This window comes from Lysinibacillus sp. RC46 (assembly GCF_041262385.1).
Taxonomy (GTDB): domain Bacteria; phylum Bacillota; class Bacilli; order Bacillales_A; family Planococcaceae; genus Lysinibacillus.
The window spans coordinates 31,531-52,997 of sequence record NZ_JBGCCF010000035.1; the positions used below are offsets into that span (position 1 = coordinate 31,531).

Consider the following 21,467-nt stretch of genomic DNA (forward strand, 5'->3'; position numbering starts at 1 on the left):
TTTATCACATCGTAAAAGGATACTTGAAAAGAAAAATCCCCTGCACAGTGATTTCTTTCCACTGCACAAGGGATGAATTTTATTTTAATGTTGATCAATCGGTTCTTTCGGCAATGTTTTGCTCATTTCACAATACTGTACAAAAACACGAGCCAATTCACGTAAACGTCTATGAACATCTTCGTCGACAATCTTATTATCTGCATCAAAGTGAGATGTGTGTGTGTATACATAGTTCGGCGTTACAAGTGCACGGAAGTAATCTAAAATTGGTTTCAACTGATTTTCTACTACTAAATGGTGCTGATACGTACCACCATTTGCCACAATCGATACAGGCTTATAGCGCATTGTTTTCGGATGCAAGAAGTCAAATGCATTTTTTAAAACGCCTGGAATCGATGCTTGAAAAATCGGTGTAGCGATAATATACGCGTCCGCTTCTTCGAACTTTTGAATCATTTCCTTCATGTCATCATTTAACGGTGAACCGTCTACAATTTGATGCTTATATTGACTAAAATGCATAATTTCTAACTCGAAACTTGCATCTAATTCTTTAATATATTGCTCCACTTGTTCTAAAATAGCACCAGTTTTACGACCAAACATTGTGCCATCAACGAGTAAAATTTTCATTTTCACTTTGCCTCCACATTCATTTCTACAATAATATTGTAACAAATGAAAAGAGGCACGGAAAGAATTGTGGTGGTTGAAACCGTAAATTCAGTCTTTAGGCGGAATGGAGTCTACGCAGGAAATATGATTTTGAAAAAGACTTTGGCATGTTGATTGTTTGTTATTAAAATAATATTTTCACAAATGAATTTGTTACTACTACTTAGAAGACGCTGATTATTACTACGGGCTACTCGCTTCCCTGCGTATTAAGTTGATTGGAGTGGAGACTGGGCGACTCCTTGGGAATTAGCGATAGAGGAACGAAGGCTAAAACCATCACATCCTGTGATAACGCCTTCGTGACCAACATCCTGTTGGCCCGAGACCCTGCAGCGAAGCGAAGCGGCTCATCGGACGTCCCCTGGAAGCTTTGCTCTGTGCGAAAGCGTAGCGACAGCAACAAAGCGCCCAATCGAAACGGAAATCAACTCCACGTTACGGTGATGAACCTTTATTTATCCTGACGACGTTGGAATTTTACTTCTTTATCAACAACGGTTTCCTCTATTTTATATTTATCTCGATTAATCACGACTTCACGATTTACTTTATCGCCTTCATCGTTAGAACTCGATAATTTGCGATTATCCCAATTAAATAAATTCTCCCTTGAAACATCCTCACCCTGCGTTTCAGGGAAATCTAGCTTAGCCAATTCCTGAGATGGATAAATTGTAACCGGCTGTTTATTGCCATACAGCGCAATAACGATCATCGCCTTCGCAACCTGGGAAGCTTCTATAGCTCTTGAACGCTTTAATGGCCCAACTAATAACGGCTTTACTAGCTTTAAAGCTTTCTCTCCCGCCTTTTCACCTAAGCGAAATTCCTCTCTATCGCCAACCAATAAAGATGGGCGAATAATTGAAAGTCTCTGTAAACCTAGCTCTATAAGGTCATGTTCAAGCTTTCCTTTTACTCGATTATAGTAAAATGATGAACTTTCATTTGCCCCCATTGCTGTAATGACTAGCATATGTGGGATTCCTCGATTTTTTGCTAATGAGGCAATCGTTAGCGGATATTCAAAATCAACTTTCTCAAATTCCTCACGTGATCCTGCCTTTTTAATCGTTGTTCCTAAACAACAATAAAGCTCATGTGCAAATTCGATATCTTTTTCCTCTAAAGTATCAAAATTACGAATTTTCACTTCTAGCTTCGGATGCGTAAATGCTAGCGCTCTTCGTGCAATAACCGTAACTGAAACATATTCATCGTTTTCACATAATTGTTCTACAAGAGAGGTACCTGTTAATCCAGTAGCCCCTACAACAATCGCTGCGCGCATTCCCATTAGTTGTACCCCCTTCTATGCTCATTAAGTCCCTCTGCCGGAACAATAGTTTTGCTGAAAAACTGCAACAATCCTATGTATCTTTTTGCAAACTCTACTTTATTTATCGGTCAAAGAAAGAGCTCTTACTCTTTTAATTTTATGTTTTTATCAATTATGCCTCGGTAAAAATGATTTATAATCCTAATTTTTTACACATACTTGCCCATCATCCACCATAGTTTAAATAGACGGATGAAAGGATGGGATACATTTGCAAAACGAAATTCAAACAACGGAACTAAAAAAGACGATTGTTTTCATTATTGAAAGCTGTATCGATAAAGGGCTGTATCCTTTTGAACGGGTTGCCACGCTGGCCAAGCTACTTACAAATGAAAAAGTTTTCATATTTGTAAAGACCCCTTCAAATGATGGGATTCAAATTTTAATGAATGAAAATCTCTCGCCAATCTTATTTGAACATTTCGATGAGCTACCAAAGCAAATGAAAGGTATTCAGCCTGATTTAATTGTAAGGGATGGTCGTAACTCTGAAAGCTGGCAAGTACAAAATTTACGACCATTCTGCAAAACAATCATTCATTTTGATGATTTGGGTGAAGGTGGCCAAGCCTGTGACTGTGTATTGCTAGCACTCTATCAAGAAGTTAAAGATTATTTACCATCTCATTATATTGGTGGTAGTTTCAACTTCGCATTACCACAAGCTTTTCAGAATTTTGATGATCGACCAGACAGTAAAATACCTGAAAACCCACCTCATATTGTTGTTGCTTTTGAGGACGGGGACGAGCATAACTTAACCTACCGTACTCTTCGACACTTAACGCAGCTACAAATTCCACTACAAATTACAGTGATGATTGATGATAGCTATCGACACGCAACAGATGATTTGCAAATGATGGTGCTTAGTCGTCGTAATACTGCCATTCTTCGTGATAAAAACGCACTCCTTAAACTATTACCAAAAGCAGATGTTATTATTTGTAACGCTAACTATACACCTTATAAAATCGCCTCTTATGGTGTACCTTGTATTACTCTTGCACAAACTGAGGCTGAGCTATTACATGCCTTCCCTCGCGAACAGAACGGCTTTATTCACCTTGGACTTGGTCGCAAAATGAAGCAATCACAAATCCAAAACGCTGTCATGGAATTTTTATTACATGAGGCCCGAAGCGAACGAGCTGTTAAAAAACAACGACAGCTCAATCTAGCAAGTAACAATGAAGCACTACAGTCCTTGCTTTTAGATTTCGCTTACGATCGACATAATATCGCTTCTACTTAGTGATTCTTTGCAGGTGGATATGATACAATATAGTAGAAATTTCACTTTCACTTTAAGAAGTGAATTCAAGCATCATAAGTACCCGATTGATAGTAACTAATAAGCGGTGGGGGATATAAAAACCTCCATCGCTTTTACACGCATTCGTTATACAACTAAACACATAAAGGAGCAATCATCATGCCATCAAAAAGTGATATTGAATATCAAATTAAAGAACTTAAAATGGATTATATGAATTTACAAGGCGACATCGAAAAGCTTGAATCTACAGGTCATAATGATCAAGTAGCAAAAGCAGAGCAACGCCTTGCAAATATGGAAGCCACGCTAGCGGAATTAAATAAACAATTAGCAGAACTATAAAAATGATATTAGCGGTTATAAAAAAAGCTTAGCCGCTATCTCGGAGGAACATATATGGCAATATTAACAGTTGAAAATTTAGGTCATTCATTCGGTGACCGCACACTTTTTAAAGATGTCTCTTTTCGTCTAGTTGAAGGTGATCATATTGGTCTTGTAGGTGCAAACGGTGTTGGTAAGTCAACATTAATGGGCATCATTACGGGCCAAGCAATCCACGATACTGGTAAAGTTGAATGGCTTCCAGGAACGCATTATGGCTATTTAGATCAGCACACTGTATTGACAGCTGGTCGAACTATGCGTGATGCATTACGCGACGCCTTTCTCCCTTTATATAAGAAAGAAGAAGAGCTCAATGAAATTACAGGAAAAATGGCTGAAGCAACACCTGAAGAATTAGAAGTTTTACTAGAGCAAATGGCTGAGGCGCAAGATGCTCTGGATGCAGGTGATTTCTATTCTCTTGATATGAAAATTGAAGAGGTTGCACGAGGTCTTGGTCTTGATGCAATCGGCTTAGAACGTGATGTTGCTGCCCTTTCCGGTGGTCAACGTACAAAGGTTTTACTAGCCAAGCTATTACTTGAAAAACCAAAAGTATTATTACTAGATGAGCCGACAAACTATCTTGATGAAGAGCATATTACATGGTTGAAAAACTATTTAAAGAACTATCCACACGCTTTCTTATTAATTTCGCATGATACAGAGTTTATGAATGAAACGGTGGATGTTATCTTCCAACTAGAATTTTCAAAACTAACTCGCTATACAGCGACATATGAAAAGTTTTTAGAGCTTGCTGAAATCAATAAACGCCAGCATATCGATGCCTATGAAAAACAACAGGAATTCATTAAAAAACAAGAAGATTTTATTGCGAAAAATAAAGCTCGCTACTCAACTACTGGTCGTGCAAAATCTCGCTCCAAGCAGCTTGACCGCTTAGAGCGTATCGACCGTCCTGAAACAGCTGTAAAGCCTGAATTCGGCTTTAAAGAGGCACGTTCTTCTGGTCGTTATGTAGTAGAGGCTGAAAACTTAGTCATTGGATACGACAAGGAAAAGCCATTACTTCCTCCACTTACATTCGCTATTGAACGTGGAGAAAAAATTGCTCTAGTCGGTATGAATGGTGTCGGTAAATCAACATTATTAAAAACGATGTTAGGCAAAATAAATCCGCTTGATGGAAAAGTGATTCGTGGTGACTATCTTTACCCATCTTACTTCGAACAAGAAGTAAAAGCTGAAAAAATTACACCTATTGATGATGTGTGGAATGCCTTCCCTTCTATGGAGCAAGCACAAGTACGTGCAGCATTAGCACGCGCAGGACTAAAAACGGATCATATTACTCGCCCACTTAATTCTTTATCTGGTGGTGAGCAAGCAAAGGTACGTTTATGTAAGCTCATGATGGATGAAGCAAACTGGCTTTTATTTGACGAACCGACAAACCACTTGGATGTCGATGCAAAGGATGAGCTAAAGCGTGCCATGAAAGAATTTAAAGGCACAATCGTATTAGTAAGCCATGAACCTGATTTCTATGAAGGTTTAGCGACAAAGGTTTGGGATGTCCAAGACTGGTTTACTTCAGGACAACAAAACTAAAAATATTATCAATATGGGCAGTTACCGGCGTGATTCATGGATCACTCGGGACTGCCCTCTTTTTTGTTTTGTGCCTCGATTGTGGGTAGTATCAATTTGACGGTGGCTTTGAGCTACATGAGTGGTTTTTTGGTCTACCTGAGCAGTTCCTTGGTCTACCTGAGCAGTTTTCTGGCTTACCTGAGCAGTTTCTTGGCCGACCCGATCAGTTTCTTCGTCTACCCGATCAGTTTCTTCGTCTACCCGATCAGTTTTTTGGCCTACCTGAGCAGTTCCCCTACTATCCAAGCTATTGAAAACAGCCCTCTTCCCGGCCCCAAAATAAAAAATTTATTTATCTATGCATAAAAGCCAGCATAAAATCATATTAATAATCAGTGGATTAACAATATATCTATCTCCTTTAAATCAGACTATTTCTCTCTATATTAGAACAGCTCTCTTTATACTATGAACTTCTATTATTAATATTGAGTAAACTTACATCATTGTAAGCTGAATTTGCGAAACTTTTCGCTCTTTTACGCGTATATTTTAGTGTAGTAGAAAAAATTCATTTCTGTTTAAAATTTTTCAAATAACTATTGATTTATATATAGCTTACTAGTAAGATATATGTATAACCTAATTAACTTACTAATAAGATATATATTAAATATAATCCTAAAAAAGAAAGCGGGGAATGAAGAATGACAGTTACAATTTATTCACAAGCGAGCTGTTCTTCATCCAGAAAAGCATTAAAATGGTTAAAAGATCACAAAATCGAATATAAAGAAAAACGTATTACTTCACATCCACTAACACTTGCTGAATTTAAAGAAATTTTAAGCATGACAGAAGATGGAACAGACGAAATCATTGCAACTAACTCAAATGATTTTAAAAATTTAAATGTTGATATTGATCAGCTCTCTATTCAAGAGTTGTTTGCCATCATCCAAGCTCACCCAAGAATGTTACGAAGCCCAATCTTAATTGATGAAAAACGTATTCAAGTTGGGTACAATGAGATGGACATTCGCCGTTTTATTCCACGCAGAGTACGTGCTTATGAGTTAAACGCGATGACAAGATTGGCACAAGAAAGTTAAAACAGTTTTGGAGTTGACCTTATATGGATCAAGAAAAAGAAAGAGCCATTACCTCGTTGTTTGAAGTAGTATCTTCCATTGAGCGTAAGTGGGCAAACGAGTGGAATAATCATAATGTACTCGGCTTTTCAAAATCCCATATTTTAATTTTAGACTACTTATCGCAGGAGGGACCAAAGCGCCCTTCTGCCATTGCTGATCGGTTAAAAGTGACGACAGGTGGTGTCACTGTTTTAACAAGTAAGCTCATTAATGCTGGCTTTATTGAAAAAACACAGCATGCAACAGATCGCCGAGCATCCCAATTGAAAATTACAGTTGATGGCGAAAATATTTTAGAAGATTCCCGTCAGCAAGTTAGCGCAATTATACAAAATATGTTTGGTATGCTGTCAGCTGATGAGGTACAAACATTACGAGATATTTTTGCAAAATTACTCAACGTTGAACCTCATCGACATGAATAAACGCTTCATTTTCACACCGTAAAAAGTTAGACATGAATCTAACTTTTTGCGGTGTTTTTCTTTTTGGGCGAGTTTACGGTAACTTCCCCACCCCAATCGCTTCTATCAGCGATTTCCGATGCTTTATCAGCGATACTTGCTCTTTTATCAGCGATGTTCACCGGTGTTGACGGAAATAACTGCAGAGTGATGGATAGAACAGGCAAAGTGACTTGACTAAAGTCACTTTGTCTAGCGGTGGGATTTCGAGGTTTAGCAGAGTTCCTTGCTTGTTAGCGGCGCAACTCTTTGCTTTAGCGGCGTTCTTTGCTTGGTTTGCGGCGCAACTCTTTGCTTTAGCGGCGCTCCTCCTTTGGTTAGCGGCGCAATTCACAGTTTTAGCGGCGAATCCCAGTATAAGCTGGGAAATTTAGCAAAACTAAAGTCAGGGTTGAAAAACTTTGTATAGAATTTTACACAATATTAAGGGTTTGACTCGGTTTACCGGCGATTCTTGCTCTTCTATCAGCGATGTTCGGGTTTTATCAGCGTTTCTGCCCTTTTACCAACGATGTTCGATGCTTTATCAGCGATCCTAGCTTTTTTATCAGCGATGTTCGGGGTTTTATCAGCGATTCTTACTCTTCTATCAGCGATGTTCGAAGTTTTATCAGCGTTTCTTGCTTTTTACCAGCGATGTTCGGGGTTTTATCAGCGATTCTTGCTTTTTTACCAGCGATGTTCGGGGTTTTATCAGCGTTTCTTGCTCTTCTACCAGCGATGTTCGAGATTTATCAGCGATTCTTACTCTTCTACCAGCGATGTTCGGGGTTTTATCAGCAATTCCACCCCTTTTATCAGCAATGTTCATCCTCATCCTCCCTTGCTATAAAAATCCACACAAAAAAGATGCATCGCAAAATAATTTTGCGATGCATCTTTTCTTGGATTGGCCGAGCGAATACTTCCGACTAAGTAATTATGCTAGTGCGACCAATGCATTTAATTATGCTGGCAGCACAGACTCTACTATGGATGCATCGGCCATTAGCATTTCTTTTAAACGAGCTTTTGCTCGGAATAAGCGCGATTTCACAGTACCAATTGAAACTTTCATAATTGATGAGATTTCTGCAAGTGAAAATTGGTCTATGTAGAAATACCATAATGTTTTACGATAGATTGTATCTAATTGACCCATTTTATCCTGTACTAATTTAGTAACAATATCTTTTTCAATTTTTTCTTCTGTTGAAATGTCATTGTTGGGAACCAAATCTAATATCGGTACGTCTAATGTTTCAGGTTGGTTCATCATGTATTTACTACGTCGTGTCTTTTTACGATAGCGATCTCTAAATGTATTCATTGTAATTGTTGTTAGCCAAGCTTTAATATGCTCCACCTCGGCAACGCTATCTTCATAGCGCACAACTTTTACCCATACTTCTTGCATTAAATCTTCAGCTTCTACATTATTGCGAGTAAGTTTTAAACATAAGTGGTATATGTAACGATTGTATTCTTCATATACGCCTTCTAATTTTTCATTCATTGTGTATTCCTCCGCTTCTTGTTCTTGCTTCTATACACATTCTCGCAAAATAATGTATTACACTCTATCGTATTGGCTTTCAATTACATTACAATCGTGTAAGCTTAATTGCTTTCACTTGTAATATTCGTAAATAATGTTTTATTACTATATTTATTATTCGGAGAAAAGCTTTATAACACGCCCCTACTCCTTCTTTTTTATTGTATATTCAATAGTATTCCCTTAAATTTTTTAACGCAAAATAATTCGGATTTTTCATACATTTTAAACACTTAATACAACAGTCCCATTCGAAAAGCAGAAGCGACAACTTGAGTACGGTTTTTTGCTTTTAGCTTTGTCATTAAACTACTGACATAATCTCTTACTGTGTGCTCGCTTAAAAACAGGAAGCTACCTATTTTTTTATTGTCATACCCTTCTGCTAATAAACCCAAAATCATTGCTTCCCGTTCAGTTAAGTGAAGCTCTGAGGATTTCTCCGCTTTTTCACCTTTTCTTAATAAAAATAACCCTAAGCGTTGCCCAACTTGTTCAAGTAACTGTAATTCATCTTTAGTGCAATCAAATTCTTCACCTAGCTGATCAAATGTCAGCCACCCAAACAATTGATCTTCATGAATAATCGGTATAAAAATCACAGAGGACAAATCAAATAATTTTATATGCGCTTCTTTTACATAATTTTTAGGGTTTCTTAAATAAATAGGTTTCTTGGAACCAAAAACTAAATGTTGTGCAGTGAGCTGCCCCTTCATGCTCTGTACTTTTGAAAGCTCCGCCCCAATGACCCCGTAGAATTGATTTGACCATGGGGCATATGCATAAAAGACGCATCTTTTATATCGAAAATACTCTTCACATTTTTTTAATATATAGGCTAAATCTTGATATCCCGAGCAACGAATTAATAGCTTATTAAATTGATCTAGGAATAGAAGGTTTTTCAGTTCCAAACTTTCATGTGATTTGGAATTTGTCTTATACTCTTCCTCATACTTGTTATAACTTTGAACAAGATAAGTAAACATCGATAGTAAAAACATTAATATTACGTTCATTCGGCTATGTTTCTGTTGAATCATAAAGGTAATCAAGGACTTCTCAAAAATTAATTGAAACAGGTTAAAGCTTCTCATATCTATAATGGATAATTGTGATTGAAGCCACGTATCTAAATAATCACCATATGCTTCATTTATATCTTCAATATCGATATGAGTTAACAGAAGAATAAACGAATCCAACAGCATCGTAGTCCTTTTTCGTTCCGACTCAGAAATAGAAGGCTCTAGATTAAGATAGATATTTATATTTTCTTCTAGCTGTTTGCTATAGATTTTAATAAACAAGACGAATTCTTGGAATGTAACTTCTTCATTTGAATGGGTCATATAAATCCTGCTCCTTCACAATTAATTACCCTATAAATGGACGATATAAACTCAATATTATACAGCATCTTATAGGATAGTATTTCAGAATCAAACGAGTATGATGTAAATATACCAACAGCAAAATAAAAGGCGGGATAAAAAATGAAATTAAAAGATAAAGTAGCAATCGTAACAGGTGGCGCAAGTGGCATTGGCGAAGCGACTGTTCGCCTATTTGTTGAAGAAGGAGCAAAAGTAGTTATTGCAGATTTTTCTGATCGTGGACAAAGCGTTTCAGAAGAATTAAATAGTAATGGATATGATACTCTTTTCGTCAAAACAGACGTAACAAAAGAAGAGGATATCAAAAACATGATTAATGAAACGGTTAATAAATACGGTAAGCTAAATATTATGTATGCAAACGCTGGCGTAGCTGATGATGCTCCAGCACATGAATTATCCTACGAAAAATGGAAAAGAACGATTGATATTAATTTATCGGGTGTATTTCTTTCTGATAAATATGCAATTGAACAATTTCTTAAACAAGGTACAGGCGGTGTTATCGTTAACGCTGGTTCCATTCATAGTTTTGTTTCCTTACCAGCTCCAACAGCCTACTCCTCTGCAAAAGGTGGCGTAAAACTGTTAACACAAAACTTATGTACTACTTATGCAAAAGAAGGCATACGTGTTAATGCCGTATGTCCGGGATACATCGAAACTCCCCTACTCTCTGAAGTAGATGCTCAACAGAAAGAATATTTAGCTTCACTTCATCCACAAGGCAGACTAGGAAAACCAGAGGAAATAGCAAAAGCCGTGCTATTTTTAGCAAGCGATGATGCAAGCTTTGTCAATGGTACTACCCTACTTGTTGATGGCGGCTATACAGCTCAATAATCTATTACATGGTCTGAATTCGGTACATTTTACCGGGCTCAGATCATTTTTTTCTCTCAAATTCAAAAAAATGTTATATGATAAATGAAATACTATAAAAGGAGCTGGTTATATTATGATCTTTTCACCATTATTTGAACACGATGTACCTGAAGTTATTCTCCCTTAACGGAGAATCTTCATATCTCCGTTAAGGACAGGTATTGTCTAGAGATAACGGAGGGGAAAAAATGAAAAATACCTTATTAGGTTCCTTATATTTATCACTTGCTGCTAGCATTTGGGGCGGCATGTATGTAGTAGTAAAGGTAGTTGTCGATACCGTACCACCTTTAGAATTAGTATGGCTACGCTATATGATTGCAATAATTGCTTTGATCATCATTGGCATTATTACAAAACAATCGTGGCGAATTGATAAACGAGACTGGCTGTTAATCTTTATGATTGGGCTAATTGGAAATACGATTTCTATCGTTGCCCAAGAGATGGGTACTATGCTGTCTACTGCTCAAATGGGCGCCATCATTACAGCAACGACACCGGCATTTATGGTTGTTTTTGCGAGATTCATTTTAAAAGAAAAAATCACTTTAAAAAAAGCTGTTTCTATTATTCTAGCGACATTTGGGGTCTATATGATCGTAGGAAGTGCACATATCGATTCCTCACATCAATTAGGTGGGGTTGCTTTACTAATCGCTGCCCTAACCTGGTCACTGATGTCCGTCCTTATTAAACGGGTACCGGAGCAGTATTCACAAATCGTTGTCACTAGCTACGGAACACTTGTCGCTATCATTGTTTTAACACCTTTAGCCATTCCACGATTAAAAAATTTAGACTTCCATGCTATGGTAGAACCATCAATCTGGGGCGGCCTACTCTACTTAGGCGTTATCTCTACAGCGTGTGGTTTCTTACTGTGGAATCGTGGATTACAGATGCTGAACGCCGCAAGTGGTGGTTTATTTTTCTTCTTTCAACCAATCGTCGGCACCTTCCTAGGATGGCTATTACTAGGCGAACAAATCGGCCTATCCTTTTGGGCTGGAACTGCATTAATCTTTAGCGGTGTACTATTAGTTATTCGAGAATAAACATTAAAAGCTGAATGATCTCTCTCATTCAGCTTCTCTTATGTTGCAGAAGACCACTCTACTTTAGTTCATAGAATAGTTTATTTCACATAACGCCGTAAGTGTTTTGCTGTATATGAGTTTTCTATATCCAATAAGTCGATAGGATAACCTTCAAAAAGAACATTTCCTCCTAAGTTTCCACCCTCTACCCCCATATCGACGATCCATTGTGCTTGGCTCATAATTGATAAATTATGTTCCAATACAATTAATGTTTTCTTTTTACTTAAAAGTTTTTTAAACAACACTAATAAATTATCAATGTCAGCTTCGTGCAACCCTGTACTTGGCTCGTCCAGCACAATAAGGTCATTACTTGGATCACCCAATATTTTTGCAATTTTTACCCTTTGAAGCTCCCCACCTGAAAAGGTGTCTAAACTTTGACCCAAGTGTATATAACCTAAATTCGCCATAATTAAATTGGACATAATCCTTTGAATACCTTGATCACTAAAAAATTCTTTGGCCTCTAAGGGCGTCAACTGGAGTACATCGTGAATACTCAATCCCTGCCACTTAACTGAGAGTGCTTCGTCGTTATATCTTTTCCCATGGCATTTCTCACAAACCTGATCAACGTCTCCCATATAGGCCAAGTCGAGTGTTACATGACCTTTCCCCTTACAAACAGGACAAGCACCCTTTCCATTGAAGCTAAATAAAGATGCACTTTTATGGGATGCACCAGCAAACAGCTCTCTTATTTTATCGAATACATTTAGATAAGTTAGCAAATTGGATCGATTGCTCCCATGTATAGGGCTTTGATCCAGTACTCTAGTTTTAGGATACTTTTTAGTAAATAAATAACGTATCAATGTACTTTTCCCAGAGCCCGCAACACCTGTCACAACAGTTAAAGCCTGTTTAGGTATTTTGACAGTTGCATCCCGAACATTATAAAGACTGACATGATTAAGTGTATAAAATGATGGAAAAGCAATTTTGTCTGTGGTGACTGTATGTTTTTTTGATAAAGCTTTTCCAGTGAGAGTATCAGAAATTAGGAGATCAGGATAGTTTCCTTCAAACGTTATCCTTCCTCCATTTGCCCCCGCATACTCGCCAATGTTGATGATATAATCAGCAGTTTTAATGATATCTGGATCATGATCAACTAAAACAACTGTGTTTCCTTTTTTCTTCAACCCATAGAAAATTCGATTGATGCCAACAATATTCTCTGGATGAAGTCCAATGCTTGGCTCATCAAAAATGTACAAAACATCTGATAATGAACTAGTCAAATGCTTCGTCATCTTTATTCTTTGAGACTCTCCGCCCGAAAGTGTTGTTATATTTCGGTTAAGGGTGAGATAATTTAGCCCTACTAACTGTAAGCTTTCAAGTTTTCCAATTAAATCTTCAATAATAAGTGATACAGTTGGATTATCGATAGATTGTACAAATGACAATAAATCATCAATAGACATATCCACACAATCTGCTATAGATTTACCTTTTATTTTAGCTGAATGTACTGTTTTATTTACTCTAGTACCCAAGCAATCTGGACAAGTACGAATTTCAAGGATTCTATCTAAATCAGATTGATATTTGGAATCTTCTTTTTCTACGAAACTTTTTTGAATCCTAGGAAGCACTCCGACATATGTAGAAGTCTTTGGCCAACGCTCAGTGGGGTTCTTCGGAGCACTTCCTTCATTGTAAAGTAGAATATTTAACTCTTCTTCTGTATATTGAGAGATATTTTTATCATTATCAAAATTCCCTGTCTCCGTATAGCGTGTTAGCCGCCAACCGCCAGGCTGAAATGTAGGAAAATTAATGGCGCCCTCATTAAGTGATTTGTCAAAATCAATCAATTTATTAACGTTAATCTGTTGCGTCTCTCCAATACCTTTGCAAACCGGACACATCCCATCCGGATTATTGAACGAATATGCCATTGAATAACCAATAAACGGAGTAGCCATTCTAGAAAACAGCAAACGCAGACTTGTATAGATGTCTGTGAATGTACCAACAGTCGAGCGAGCATTTCCTCTGACTTTTTTTTGATCAATGACTATTGAAACTGGCAAATTTTCTATCTTATCAACGACAGGCTTATCAAAATGCGGTAGTAATTGTTGAATATAACTAGAATAGGTCTCGTTTAATAGTCTTTGGGATTCAGCAGCTATAGTATCGAAAACCAAAGACGATTTTCCTGATCCAGATACACCAGTTACAACAGTGATTTTATGCTTTGGAATATCAAGAGAAATATTTTTTAGGTTGTTTGTCTTTGCCCCCTTTATTGAAATAAACTCATTCATGATCCTTCTGCCTTTCATCTTTAAGAGCCTTGGAAAACTTCATTGATAGCTCCGAAAACAACACCAACTCTTCCTCTGAAAATACTCTACCTGCAATTTCGTAAAGTTTGTCATGACCAGCTTCTATGTTTGTTATTAGCGCTTTTCCATCGGCAGTCAACATAGTGAATAACTCTCTTCCATCTTGGACATTTGGTTTTTGCTCCAGATAGCCTAAATGTTTTAGGTCTCTCAAAGATTTAGACAATTTCGTTCTACTTACCCCAAGAATAGTACTTATTTCTGAAGGTAATAATCTTTCTTCCTCTGATAACAGATGCAAAATATCATATTGTATCCAACTTATATCTTGCAAATTCACTTTATTTCTCTCTGCAACCAATTCACACTGCAAATTAACTAGAGTATTTTTTATATTTTCCACCTATTTCACCTCAAACATAGTTTCTATTTAGAAATTATATTTTTTTAGCAATCAATAATCAAGAATATACACTCCACATAATATTCGAACAGTTTCAATGTTAAGGTGATAGCCGAGAAATATCCAAGATACTATGAGGTTGATTTCTGTTACGACTGGGTGCTTTTCTTGGAGGTTAAGTGGGCATACGTTTAAATGTCCTCCTCAACTTTAAATAATGAATCAAGATGGACTCTGCCCCGCTTCATAGAGCATAATAAAAACCACTCAAATACGAGTGGTTGAATAAAACTTATTAAAGTTTGATAAAGATGTGCATTCCTCAATTAGTTTGAGATAAAAGATTCCGAACTTAGGTGCTCACAATATTCCCTTATTAATTTCCATTCATCATTTTGTTCTTTCCTAAATCTCTTAACAAATAATTTCACTACATCTATAAATTTCCCATCCATTTCAAAGGTTACCCAAAACGTTGCAATCACTTCATTTTCAGATGCAGGTGTAATGTGCAATTCTTTAAAGTGCCATTTTGGATCATGACCTTCATAATGTTTATATGCCTCTACCCAACCGTTACAAGTTTCTTCGTATCCCCAATCTGAAATATCAGTACCAGGTCCAACCCACCGTACTACTATATCCGGTGAAATCAACGCATTCATTTCCTTTGCATTGCAACCATTCCATACATTTTGAAAATGATTAAAAAAACTTTGAAAATCTTCGATTAAAGTTGTCGTAGAAGACATTTGAAAACCCCCTCATAAAATATAGTTCACTAAATACATTAACATAAACTAAAGATTTGGAATTTTTTATAAAAACATTCCTGTTTGTAAATTAAATAATATACTTAGATTCTCTTTTTGGCACCTTGCTATCGATAAGGCTCTTTGCATTCTCCCTATATACAAAAATGCTCCTTCACTAAAGTTTTAGTATAAATTTCTTTTAAATAGCCCACATTAAATAGTAGTGAACCACATCTAATAGTAGTATAATCAATTTAGGCTATCCATAAAAAATAAAAAGGATGGTTTTCTAAATTGAATAACAAATCATATACGTCCAAAATTTTTATTCAAACAGAGACATTTTTGACACAGTGGGCAAAAAATTCATTAACTGATGAAGAATTAAGAGAGCTTGAATTTGAAATCGGTAATAACGGTGAATATCACGATTTCGTAGAAGGCACCGGAGGAGTGAAAAAGTTCCGTTTTTCTCCAAGTAGTCAAAATCGCAGTAAAAGTCACGCTTATCGCGTTTATTATTTACCTATGGATCATAGCCACTTTATTTTTTTAATGACAGTTTACGATAAGAAAGTAAAAATAAACCTAACAAAAGCTGAAAGAAATGCAATAAAAACAGTTGTGCAAAGATTAAAAGCAAGCGTAAGGAGTAAAACCCATTAATTCTTTCATGACCTCTAAATATTAAATTTTATAAATATTTCTACCACACTAATGCCCAGATTTTTTGAAGCAGAACCCGTATTAAAAAATGTGGAGAGGAAATTTAATCAATATCCATTTTCTTTAGGGGGTAAGCACTTATGACTAACCAATTTTTTGATGACATGATGAAAAGTATTCAACAAGCGCAAGATTTTATAGAGGGTAAGCCAGGTAGAACAAGATCCCGTGAGATTATTGTAAGAGAGTTACCACAATATAATTCTCAAGCTATTAAAGAATTACGTACTCAATTACAATTAACGCAAAAATTATTTGCTGGTTTAATGGGCGTATCAGTTCGAACAGTGGAATCTTGGGAAAATGGTCAAAATCAACCTAATGGTTCAGCAGTACGCTTGATGGAATTTCTTAAAAATCATCCTCAATTAAAAGAAGAGATCATTAGTGGCGATGATGAAATGTACTTATAATGATAGTCACAACCTCTGAAGTTGATCCAAGAAGTCCTTTTTTACATGACTTTCTGGATCAACTTTTTCCTTTTATCTAAATAAATAATATCCCCATATAAAACTGCACCTTAGATTTCTTATCAACAGTTTGACTAACACCTGTGGAATGTATAACCAACTTGAGGTTTAAATCAAATTCATTGAACTACTCCCACCCTAATGCAGTCTCACAATCAACTTCCGCCAATATTTTATATGACGATAAAAAAATTTAGTTACATTGATATTGACCCTCCCCTTACAGGAAGCATTATATTTAAAACAGGAGGTGATTGTTATGCTTACAATCGGTGAGTTTTCAAAGATCTCACATCTCACATTGAAGACTCTTCGCTACTATGATGAAATTGGACTTTTAAAACCTGCATTCATAGACGCTAAAAACAACTATCGCTATTATAATATTTCTCAATTAGAAACAGCTTTATTGATTGCACGCTTAAAAAGCTATTTATTTTCGTTAGAAGAAATCAAGGTTATTTTAGCTAATTGGGAGGATGCCGAACTTCTTCACTCTAAAATGAAAGCCAAGCAGGAAAATCTGACACAACAGATTACATTTTATTCTTCGTTGTCAAAAAAATTAAAGCTTGATATTCAGCTATTAGAAGAAGAGGAAAATATCATGGGTTATTTAGATCAGATTGAGATTAAACTTGTGGATCACTTAACCTATCATATAATATCTCAACGAAAACAAATAAATACCGCTGATTTTCTAAGACACTTTAATGAGTTGTTTAGTAAAATTTTGTTTGAGAATTTATCACCTATTGCTAAACCACTCGCTATTTTCCATAGTTCAGAATATGAACCTGAAAATTATGATGTAGAAATTGCCATTCCTCTTGCATTGCCCACAAATAAAACAAAAGTATTTAATCCTGGTCTTTGCGCAATGGCTACGCTTATTGGCTCTTACTATGAATTACCTTCTATTCATACAAAGCTGCATGTTTGGATTGCTGAAAATAACTATAAACTGAACGGTGCTCCGTTTGAAATTTATCAAACGGACCCCTATAGCACACCGGAGGAGAGTAATATCATTGAGGTATATTTTCCTATAAAATAAATGAAGGAGCGTCTCACAATGTATGGTATTAACAAGTCAACGATAAAAGAAAAATTCTTGATTTTAGTTGCTGAGATTATCTATTTAATCATTGCCTATTATTTACTTTTCATTACATATGACAAATCAGGCATTTCACTAGGGCTTTTTATTGCATTAATTATTACAGCTATACGATTAACAGCTATGATGTTTATATGGTTGCCTAGGGGGATTGCATGGCAAGAAGCCATCATGAATAGTCTAGCTTTCGGGATTTATTATTTAGGTTTCCCCATTTTAATGATTACTAGTAATCAGGATCCAAACTTAATAGTACTTATTGTAGGCTGGATATTATTTTTAGGTGGCAGTATGTTAAACACGGTTTCAGAATTACTTAGAAAACCTTTTAAAGACAATCCTGAAAACAAAGGTAAACTATATACAGGCGGTTTATTTAAATATGCGATTCATATTAATTATCTCGGAGATTGCCTTTGGGTACTAGGCTTAGCGCTAATCTCTAACAATATTTATAGTTTGCTTATCCCTCTATTTTTATTCTTAGTATTTATTTTTGGCTATATTCCAAAATCTGATGATTACTTACAAAACAAGTACGGAGAACAATTTACATTATATAAACAGACAACTAAAAAACTAATTCCTTTTATTTGGTAAATAGTAACGAAATTTGAAAACGGAGTATTCAAGATCACCTATTGTAGGGTGATCTTGAACTCGTTAACCAATTACCATTTCAACCAGTTATCTAAAGTAGCATTTCCTAACTCAATGTTGTAATCAGCAAACGCTTGTTGTTTCGGTGTTAATTTCTTTTCCACAAAAGAAAAAGCCTTACTGTGCTAGAAGTAAGACCTTTCTACTGCGGTAAAATATTTAATTGTCGATAGCTAATTTTAGATACCTTGGAAGAGCTACGCCACCATATCGTAAGGTAGAATTGTGCTTTATAGTGCATCCGTGCACTTGTTGATTATGTTATTTATTAATCTCGTTTACTAAACTATTGATAAGGTCAATAAGTGATTGCTTGGTGCTCTCGTCTTTCACTGTGGCATTATCATTAAATTTAGTTCCGACAGCCGGAACTAGCAACGATCCATTTTCAACAATAATCGTATCAATCATGCCTAGAGTAAGTAGTAAAGATTCATGCGCTTTGTCTCCTCCAGTAACTGATGGAGAAGCTGTTATAACAGCTACGGGTTTTTTATAAAGTTCGGCAGACGAAACAAGCCACTCTAAAGAATTTTTCAAAACTCCTGGAACACTTTTTGCATATTCTGGCGTACAGATTATAAGTGCATGTGCTTCAGCTAACGTTTTTCTAAAATTCTCTACAACAGCTGGTGGTTCCGTTCCATCTATATCTGGGTTGAAATGCGGAAGATCTTTTATTCCGTTATAAATAGAATAATCAATACCTTCAGGAATAAAAGTTGCTAAAGCCTTTAATATATTCGTATTGGAAGAGCCTTCTCGAATGCTACCTGAAATAGCTATTATTTTTTTATGTTTCTCCATTCTATCACCTCTTGCATAGAATACTTGCACAAATACATAAAAATCAAAAATTTTGAACTATCTTATTGAATAGTAACTTAATCCCGCATTCATCTCACCTATAGAGGTGAGAGACTTCCATACCTGACACTTTGCTTTCGCTTCGTATGTTTAAGATATTGTATCCCCTTGTATTGGCTCATTACCATCTTTAAAAAGAATACGAATGGACTTTCCATATACAATATCCGGGGAATCCATTACCTGAAAATGAATATGAGGTTCTGATGAATTACCAGAGTTTCCGCATTTCCCAATAAGTTGCCCTTCTGTTACGATGTTGATTTTACTAAAATTGCGTTCTTTTTAAAATGTGCAACCATACTAAATTCATTATTAGCATGTTCAATCACGACATAGTTTCCTGCTGCATTACGTTCATCCATTTCAACGCTTCGATTTCTTTTTAACAGTTATATTAATTTGTAGGATATAGCCATGTCTTTGGGGTTTGTGGGCTAGATTGGATATAAAATAAAAAACGCCAACTTGATAGCTGGCGTTAACATTTTGTGGCTGAATCCTATGTGATTGATCCAATAGTTCAGGGAGAGACTCATAAATCATTTTATTTTCCTAGCTTTTCATCTTTGATTGGCAAGTCGTTTAGTAAAATATCTTGAAGGGCGTTTTTCAGCTGCACATACTGCTGCTCTGAAATGTTGGTTTGCTTCATTACTTGACGTGACACTTCAGGTAGCTTTTGGCGTACTTCAATTCCTGCTTTTGTTAAATAGATTTGCATTTGTCGCTCGTCGTCTTTGGAACGCTCACGACGGACGTAGCCTGTTACCTCTAACTTTTTTAATACTGGTGTTAATGTACCAGAGTCTAAAAATAAACGTTGCCCCAATTCCTTCACTGTAATTTGCTCATCGTCCTCTATCGCTAGTATGGCAATATAACCTGTATAAGTTAAATCGTATGGCTTTAATAACATCGTATATTGTCGAATGATTTCCTTTGAAGTCGCATACAAAAGAAAGCATAGTTGATTATCTAAATGATTCGGCATGGGAATCCCCTCTTAAAGTACTTTTGATACTAATATTAAAAATAAAGTTTCTACTTGTCAAACACAATTAAATTGTATACAATCTATTACGCACAATTAAATTGTGCACAATCTAATTTAATTGTGCCACATAAAAGGAGGTTAATCTTATGAAAGAATTATATACAACAACAATGATTAATAACGGTGGCCGTAATGGTAAATCGTATGCAGAGGATCAATCGTTATCATTAAATATTGCACCACCTGGCTCGAAATTAGCGGATGTTACAAACCCAGAACAACTATTTGCAGCAGGTTATAGCGCTTGCTTTAATAGCGCGTTAGATTTAATTAAACGTCAAAAGAAAATTCAAGGGGCATCAACAATTAAAGCAACGGTTAAACTAATGGAGCAAGCTGCATTTGACTACGTGCTTGCTGTTGACATTGAAGGACATATTGAAGGCTTATCGATTGAAGAGGCACAGCAATTATTAGAAATTACACATACCGTTTGTCCATATTCAAAAGCGACAATGGGCAATATCAATGTAACAATTAAAGCGGTTTAATTTATATTTAGTAAAAGAGGGAAATAAAATGACAACAACTAAACCAGTAAAACAAATTATGCACGAGCGTAAATCAGTTCGTAAATACAATGCTAACACAACGATTTCTCGTGAAACGATTATGCAACTGTTAGAAGATGCAACTTCATCCCCATCTTCAAGCAATATGCAGCCATGGCGCTTTATCGTCATCGATGATAAAGAAATCCAAAAGAACATTAATATTTTTTCATTTAATCAAGAACAAATCGAAACAGCATCTGCCATTATCGCTGTCATTGGAGATACAGAAATGTATCTAAATGCAGAGGAAATTTATGCAAAAAATGTTGAGCTAGGCTATATGCCTGAAGAAATTGCAAGTAAGCTTGCCCAGGATTCCCTAGCAATGTATGGTGCGATTCCAAAAGAAGCGCTTCTAAATATTGTTCACTTTGACGCAGGCTTAATTTCAATGCAAATTATGCTATTAGCGAAGGAAATGGGCTATGATACAGTCGCAATGGGAGGCTTCGACAAATCAAAATTTGCTGAATACATGGAGTTACCACCGAACGAAGTACCTATTTTATTACTAGCGATTGGCGAGGCAGCTGGACCAGCTTATGGTTCTTCACGTCTTCCAATTGAGCGCCTTGTACGCTTCAATAAATAATTTATCGGTTGTACGATCGATTTTGGCAATGTCCTTGAATGCATTTGGAGGACATTGCTTTTTTATAAATGACGGATTGTAATATTAAGTGCAACACCTAGAAGTCAATATAAAGGAAGCCCATAACGACCTCGTGTAGAATGTAGTTACCACACAAACATTCAA

25 protein-coding genes are annotated in these 21,467 nt (G+C 36.1%); 14 read left to right on the top strand and 11 right to left on the bottom strand.

All coding sequences use genetic code 11. The annotated features are described in order from the left end of the window. Positions 1–84 precede the first annotated feature (84 nt). Positions 85–639 carry an NADPH-dependent FMN reductase gene (locus tag ABH966_RS22905; RefSeq protein WP_370082494.1) on the bottom strand — a complete coding sequence of 185 codons (555 nt, stop codon included), beginning with the start codon at positions 637–639 and terminating at the stop codon, positions 85–87. Positions 640–1,135: 496 nt separating this feature from the next. Further along, positions 1,136–1,981: an oxidoreductase gene (locus ABH966_RS22910; protein ID WP_370082496.1), complete on the bottom strand. Its 846-nt coding sequence runs from the start codon at positions 1,979–1,981 to the stop codon at positions 1,136–1,138. A 253-nt stretch (positions 1,982–2,234) separates the two neighbouring features. Between ABH966_RS22910 and ABH966_RS22915 the strand changes: the two genes are divergently transcribed. The 6 genes from ABH966_RS22915 (at position 2,235) to ABH966_RS22940 (ending at position 6,828) form a co-directional block, all read left to right on the top strand. Further along, the gene (locus ABH966_RS22915; protein WP_370082498.1) at positions 2,235–3,281 is read left to right on the top strand and encodes a PseG/SpsG family protein; all 1,047 of its coding nucleotides are present in this window, start codon (positions 2,235–2,237) and stop codon (positions 3,279–3,281) included. Positions 3,282–3,461: 180 nt separating this feature from the next. Next, positions 3,462–3,647 (top strand): SE1832 family protein, encoded by a 186-nt coding sequence (locus ABH966_RS22920; protein ID WP_285397488.1) that lies wholly within the window; start codon positions 3,462–3,464, stop codon positions 3,645–3,647. A 54-nt stretch (positions 3,648–3,701) separates the two neighbouring features. Next, positions 3,702–5,267 carry an ABC-F family ATP-binding cassette domain-containing protein gene (locus ABH966_RS22925; protein WP_370082500.1) on the top strand — a complete coding sequence of 522 codons (1,566 nt, stop codon included), beginning with the start codon at positions 3,702–3,704 and terminating at the stop codon, positions 5,265–5,267. A 96-nt stretch (positions 5,268–5,363) separates the two neighbouring features. Further along, a complete protein-coding gene (locus ABH966_RS22930; RefSeq protein ID WP_370082502.1) occupies positions 5,364–5,615 on the top strand; it encodes a hypothetical protein in 252 nt (83 codons plus the stop codon). A gap of 341 nt (positions 5,616–5,956) precedes the next feature. Further along, entirely contained in the window at positions 5,957–6,361 is a 405-nt protein-coding gene (gene spx / locus ABH966_RS22935; RefSeq protein WP_053484570.1) for a transcriptional regulator Spx, read from the top strand. Positions 6,362–6,384: 23 nt separating this feature from the next. After that, on the top strand, positions 6,385–6,828 hold the full coding sequence (locus tag ABH966_RS22940; RefSeq protein ID WP_370082504.1) for a MarR family winged helix-turn-helix transcriptional regulator: 444 nt from the start codon (positions 6,385–6,387) through the stop codon (positions 6,826–6,828). A 649-nt stretch (positions 6,829–7,477) separates the two neighbouring features. On the opposite strand, the gene ABH966_RS22945 is transcribed toward ABH966_RS22940, so the two are convergent. From ABH966_RS22945 to ABH966_RS22955, 3 genes are all read right to left on the bottom strand, one after another. Further along, positions 7,478–7,678, bottom strand: a complete 201-nt coding sequence (locus ABH966_RS22945; protein ID WP_370082506.1) for a hypothetical protein — start codon at positions 7,676–7,678, stop codon at positions 7,478–7,480. A 135-nt stretch (positions 7,679–7,813) separates the two neighbouring features. Then, entirely contained in the window at positions 7,814–8,362 is a 549-nt protein-coding gene (locus ABH966_RS22950) for an RNA polymerase sigma factor (protein ID WP_132360114.1), read from the bottom strand. 275 nt (positions 8,363–8,637) lie between these two features. Next, the gene (locus tag ABH966_RS22955; protein ID WP_370082509.1) at positions 8,638–9,759 is read right to left on the bottom strand and encodes a LuxR C-terminal-related transcriptional regulator; all 1,122 of its coding nucleotides are present in this window, start codon (positions 9,757–9,759) and stop codon (positions 8,638–8,640) included. Between the two features lie 144 nt (positions 9,760–9,903). On the opposite strand from ABH966_RS22955, the gene ABH966_RS22960 reads away from it, so the two are divergent. Then, positions 9,904–10,647 (top strand): SDR family NAD(P)-dependent oxidoreductase, encoded by a 744-nt coding sequence (locus ABH966_RS22960; protein ID WP_370082511.1) that lies wholly within the window; start codon positions 9,904–9,906, stop codon positions 10,645–10,647. A 230-nt stretch (positions 10,648–10,877) separates the two neighbouring features. Next, a complete protein-coding gene (locus tag ABH966_RS22965) occupies positions 10,878–11,747 on the top strand; it encodes a DMT family transporter (RefSeq protein WP_370082513.1) in 870 nt (289 codons plus the stop codon). Between the two features lie 80 nt (positions 11,748–11,827). Here the strand turns inward: ABH966_RS22965 and ABH966_RS22970 are convergent, their stop codons facing one another. The 3 genes from ABH966_RS22970 to ABH966_RS22980 all read right to left on the bottom strand — a co-directional run bounded on the left by ABH966_RS22970 (position 11,828) and on the right by ABH966_RS22980 (position 15,250). Next, on the bottom strand, positions 11,828–14,074 hold the full coding sequence (locus ABH966_RS22970; RefSeq protein WP_370082515.1) for an ATP-binding cassette domain-containing protein: 2,247 nt from the start codon (positions 14,072–14,074) through the stop codon (positions 11,828–11,830). Then, entirely contained in the window at positions 14,067–14,498 is a 432-nt protein-coding gene (locus ABH966_RS22975) for a MarR family winged helix-turn-helix transcriptional regulator (RefSeq protein ID WP_370082516.1), read from the bottom strand. Before ABH966_RS22975 ends, ABH966_RS22970 begins: the two co-directional genes overlap by 8 nt. A 326-nt stretch (positions 14,499–14,824) precedes the next feature. Continuing rightward, a complete protein-coding gene (locus tag ABH966_RS22980; protein ID WP_370082517.1) occupies positions 14,825–15,250 on the bottom strand; it encodes a Cif family virulence factor in 426 nt (141 codons plus the stop codon). A gap of 297 nt (positions 15,251–15,547) precedes the next feature. On the opposite strand from ABH966_RS22980, the gene ABH966_RS22985 reads away from it, so the two are divergent. The 4 genes from ABH966_RS22985 (at position 15,548) to ABH966_RS23000 (ending at position 18,172) form a co-directional block, all read left to right on the top strand. After that, positions 15,548–15,919: a hypothetical protein gene (locus ABH966_RS22985; protein ID WP_370082518.1), complete on the top strand. Its 372-nt coding sequence runs from the start codon at positions 15,548–15,550 to the stop codon at positions 15,917–15,919. 140 nt (positions 15,920–16,059) lie between these two features. After that, the gene (locus ABH966_RS22990) at positions 16,060–16,392 is read left to right on the top strand and encodes a helix-turn-helix domain-containing protein (RefSeq protein WP_370082519.1); all 333 of its coding nucleotides are present in this window, start codon (positions 16,060–16,062) and stop codon (positions 16,390–16,392) included. A 319-nt stretch (positions 16,393–16,711) separates the two neighbouring features. Then, positions 16,712–17,509, top strand: a complete 798-nt coding sequence (locus ABH966_RS22995) for a MerR family transcriptional regulator (protein ID WP_370082520.1) — start codon at positions 16,712–16,714, stop codon at positions 17,507–17,509. 18 nt (positions 17,510–17,527) lie between these two features. After that, positions 17,528–18,172: a methyltransferase family protein gene (locus ABH966_RS23000; RefSeq protein WP_370082522.1), complete on the top strand. Its 645-nt coding sequence runs from the start codon at positions 17,528–17,530 to the stop codon at positions 18,170–18,172. 321 nt (positions 18,173–18,493) lie between these two features. Here ABH966_RS23000 and ABH966_RS23005 read toward each other — a convergent pair whose 3' ends face one another. The 3 genes from ABH966_RS23005 to ABH966_RS23015 form a co-directional block, all read right to left on the bottom strand. Continuing rightward, positions 18,494–19,039 carry an NADPH-dependent FMN reductase gene (locus ABH966_RS23005; RefSeq protein ID WP_370082524.1) on the bottom strand — a complete coding sequence of 182 codons (546 nt, stop codon included), beginning with the start codon at positions 19,037–19,039 and terminating at the stop codon, positions 18,494–18,496. A 150-nt stretch (positions 19,040–19,189) separates the two neighbouring features. Then, the gene (locus ABH966_RS23010) at positions 19,190–19,363 is read right to left on the bottom strand and encodes a peptidoglycan DD-metalloendopeptidase family protein (protein WP_370082534.1); all 174 of its coding nucleotides are present in this window, start codon (positions 19,361–19,363) and stop codon (positions 19,190–19,192) included. 283 nt (positions 19,364–19,646) lie between these two features. Then, entirely contained in the window at positions 19,647–20,093 is a 447-nt protein-coding gene (locus ABH966_RS23015; RefSeq protein WP_370082526.1) for a MarR family winged helix-turn-helix transcriptional regulator, read from the bottom strand. A gap of 149 nt (positions 20,094–20,242) precedes the next feature. Here ABH966_RS23015 and ABH966_RS23020 point away from each other — a divergent pair, with 149 nt between their 5' ends. Continuing rightward, positions 20,243–20,647 carry an Ohr family peroxiredoxin gene (locus ABH966_RS23020; RefSeq protein ID WP_049667871.1) on the top strand — a complete coding sequence of 135 codons (405 nt, stop codon included), beginning with the start codon at positions 20,243–20,245 and terminating at the stop codon, positions 20,645–20,647. Positions 20,648–20,675: 28 nt separating this feature from the next. Further along, entirely contained in the window at positions 20,676–21,302 is a 627-nt protein-coding gene (locus ABH966_RS23025) for a nitroreductase family protein (protein ID WP_370082528.1), read from the top strand. Positions 21,303–21,467: the final 165 nt, after the last annotated feature.